At 49.9% G+C, this 3245-nt stretch carries 5 protein-coding genes; 4 read left to right on the top strand and 1 reads right to left on the bottom strand.

Annotation, left to right across the window (positions count from 1 at the left end; all coding sequences use genetic code 11):
- The 3 genes from Q0E49_RS07920 to pcp all read left to right on the top strand — a co-directional run.
- Positions 1-258: DUF969 family protein (locus tag Q0E49_RS07920; RefSeq protein WP_295747819.1), on the top strand; the 258-nt coding region annotated here is incomplete at its 5' end.
- Positions 259-263: 5 nt separating this feature from the next.
- Positions 264-1175, top strand: a complete 912-nt coding sequence (locus Q0E49_RS07915) for a DUF979 domain-containing protein (RefSeq protein WP_295747821.1) — start codon at positions 264-266, stop codon at positions 1173-1175.
- 19 nt (positions 1176-1194) lie between these two features.
- Entirely contained in the window at positions 1195-1842 is a 648-nt protein-coding gene (gene pcp, locus Q0E49_RS07910; protein WP_295747816.1) for a pyroglutamyl-peptidase I, read from the top strand.
- Between the two features lie 52 nt (positions 1843-1894).
- Here pcp and Q0E49_RS07905 read toward each other — a convergent pair whose 3' ends face one another.
- Positions 1895-2434 (bottom strand): hypothetical protein, encoded by a 540-nt coding sequence (locus Q0E49_RS07905; RefSeq protein WP_295747814.1) that lies wholly within the window; start codon positions 2432-2434, stop codon positions 1895-1897.
- 159 nt (positions 2435-2593) lie between these two features.
- Between Q0E49_RS07905 and Q0E49_RS07900 the strand changes: the two genes are divergently transcribed.
- Positions 2594-3245: uracil-DNA glycosylase (locus Q0E49_RS07900; RefSeq protein ID WP_295747811.1), on the top strand; the 652-nt coding region annotated here is incomplete at its 3' end.

Genomic DNA, 3245 nt, shown 5'->3' with positions numbered 1-3245 from the left:
GCTAAGGGGAAGGAAAAGATGAAGGCCCGCATTGCGGCAACTGACAACTTTGCCAACTTCTTCAGCCAAAACACGTTCGTTGCTAGTGGTGGGGTTTTACTGATGGCCAGCACGATGACCAGTTTAAAGCACCCGGTAAAGCCAAGCCAGATTGTTATTTGGGCGGTTCCAATCGCAATCATTGCCTTTATCGTCGTGGCTGTTTATAACTACCTGTGCGATAAACGCTATTTGACAGGAAAAGAGGCTGACAAATAATGTTAATGAAAAATCTTTTGTTGGCCCTCTATTTGCTGCTCGGCTTGATTTTGCTGGTCGCGGGAATTGAATCATTCCGCGACAAGAAGAACCCAGCCCGAATTGGGACTGGGTTCTTCTGGGTGATCATGGCGATTATTTTTGGCTTTGGTGATATGCTGCCAAACGTCGTCAGTGGTTTGCTAGTTGTCGTGATTGGTTTGTTGGCGCTGTTTAAGCAGATTAAGATTGGAACGATCCCGGAAGTTAATGAACAAAAGGCAGAAAAGTCAGCTAAGCGGCTTGGCTGGTGGGTCTTCTTGCCGAGTATTGTCCTGGCCGTCGTTGCCTTTTGTATTTCCCAGTACACGAAGTTAGGCGGCCAAATTGCGATTGGGATTGCTTCCATTGTTTCGCTGATCATTGCCTGGATCGAGACTCGTGCTAGCGCTAAGCAGGTGTTCTTCGATACCCATCGTTCTATTCGGGCAATGGGAACGGCAGGTGTGTTACCGCAACTGTTGGCCATGCTTGGTGCCGTCTTCACCGCTGCTGGGATTGGTGACCTGACTGCGCAAATTATTGCTGGTATTTTTCCAACAGGGAACCGGCTCTTAGGGGTAGCGTTGTACTGTATTGCCATGGCGGTCTTCACGATTATTATGGGGAACGCTTTTGCTGCCTTTGCCGTCATCACTGCGGCAATTGGGATTCCGTTTGTTGTTGCCCAGGGTGGCAACCCCGCCGTCGTGGCCACGCTGGGAATGACGGCTGGTTACTGTGGAACGTTAATGACCCCCATGGCCGCTAATTTCAATAGCCTTCCGGTGGCACTCTTGGATATGGATGACGAAATGGGTGTCATCAAGTCCCAGGCCCCAGTGGCAATTGTGATGTTGCTGATTCACATCGTTTTGATGTACTTCCTGGCTTTTTAACGTGAAAGAAGGACTTTAAATGAAAATTTTAGTAACTGGTTTTAACCCTTTTGGTGACGATAAGATTAACCCGGCGATTGAAACGGTTAACCGTTTGCCGGAAATGATCCACGGTGCGGAGATTATTAAGTTGGAGATCCCAACTGAGTTCAACCACTGTGCGGAGGTTGTCAAACAAGCAATTGAAGAGCATCATCCGGACTACGTTATCAATGTTGGGCAAGCGGGTGGCCGCTTCGGTATTACCCCGGAATACGTTGCTATCAACCTGGACGACGGGCGGATTAAAGACAACGCTGGTTACCAGCCGTTAAATCACACCATTCATGAAGATGGTCAGACGGCTTACTTCACTCAGCTGCCGGTCAAGGCTATTGCCCGCGCAATCCGGGAAGCTGGGTTACCAGCCGCGGTTTCGTACACCGCAGGGACTTACGTCTGCAACCACATTTTCTACCAGGTCCAGTATATGCGCGATAAGTTCTTCCCTCAAATTAAGGCGGGCTTTATCCACATTCCATTCTTACCAGACCAGGTCATTCACCGTCCTCAGACTCCGGCAATGTCGTTGGCTGATGATGTGAAGGGCATTACCGCTGCGATCGGAGCGATTGTTGACCGCGACGGCAAGGGTGATATCGAAGCCATTGAAGGACATATCGCATAAACAGAGATAAAACAAACGGCGCCACCACTTTTTTAAGTGATGGCGTCTTTCATTATGCATTGCCGAGTTGGGGGTGGCGTTTTTTCCAACGTTGTGCCAATTTTGTCCGCAATGGGAGTCGGCTGCCGCGGTGGGCGTAATGGTTGAGGACGGCGGCAACAAGCAGGGCCAGTGGTTCGTCCACGGGGCGGTCAATAGCTAGTTCACTGACAGTCATGCCGCTGTGGTCAACTGGCTTGATCTCACAAACCAGCCGCCGACCCTGGAAAATACGGTAACGACCCTGAGTACCGCTCCCAACGATGACCCAATTTAAGCCGCGAATGTAGACTAATTCCCGTGAAAAACCGAGTGAGAGGCCCACGTAACCCACAAGCTGGTTGTGCTGGTAGAGGTGGAAACGAGGAAGCAAGCCGAGTGACGCTTGCTTAATTTCGGCGAGTAACTGCCCACTGATGGTGTAGAGTGATAAGACATCAGCTCGCAACCCCCAGCGGCCAGTTAGCAGGTAGGCCTGTTGACCATTCAGGTCATGAACAACCGTAACGCTTTTGCCACTGACTGCCTGGCTGCGTAGATATAGCTTTCTCACCTGGAAACGCCCCCATTCATTAATCCTGACCTTATTTTATCAGGGGTGAAGAATGAAAGATAGGTTGCCCGTCAGAATTTAACAGAAACGTTATGATAGTGGTACCACTGACAAGAGAGACCGGCTAACTTATGATAAAATAACGGTGAGGTGCTGAAAGTGAAACAGTTGATTGATAATGATTGGTGGCCTGTGTTAGAGCCACAGTTTGAATCCGCAAATTACGCCCAGTTACATGACTTTTTAGTTCAGGAGTATTCTCACCAAACTATTTATCCGGAGATGCACCACATCTTCCAAGCGTTTGAATGGACTCCTTTTAGTAAAACCAAGGTGGTTATTCTCGGTCAGGATCCTTATCATGGTCCCCACCAGGCACACGGCTGCAGTTTCTCCGTCATGCCTGGAGTGCCTGTGCCGCCGTCGTTGAAAAATATTTATAAGGAGTTGCATGATGACCTTGGTTGTACACCGGTTAACCATGGTTATCTCAAAAAATGGGCCGACCAGGGCGTTTTACTGCTCAACTCGGTGTTAACGGTCCGTGCCGGGCATGCCTATTCCCATCGGGGCCACGGTTGGGAACAGATTACCGATGCGGCAATTGCCGCGTTATCTGACCGTCCACGGCCAGTCATCTTTATCCTATGGGGACGGGCTGCACGGAATAAGGCCCAGCTGATCGACCGGTCGCGCAATATTATTTTTGAATCTGCCCACCCCAGTCCATTATCTGCTTACCACGGTTTCTTCGGTTCCAAACCGTTTTCGAAAACCAACCGGGCACTGGAATCGATGGGTGAGCAGCCGA

Source organism: uncultured Limosilactobacillus sp. (assembly GCF_934202235.1).
Classification (GTDB): Bacteria; Bacillota; Bacilli; order Lactobacillales; family Lactobacillaceae; genus Limosilactobacillus.
The sequence above is the reverse complement of the archived record's forward strand: the minus strand, read 5'-3'. Positions and strand labels throughout refer to the sequence as shown.

Bases quoted from the DNA above. Each gene is read 5' to 3' on its own strand.
- Q0E49_RS07915 (WP_295747821.1), top strand. From the start codon at position 264: ATGAAAAATCTTTTGTTGGCCCTCTATTTGCTGCTCGGCTTGATTTTG.
- pcp (WP_295747816.1), top strand. From the start codon at position 1,195: ATGAAAATTTTAGTAACTGGTTTTAACCCTTTTGGTGACGATAAGATT.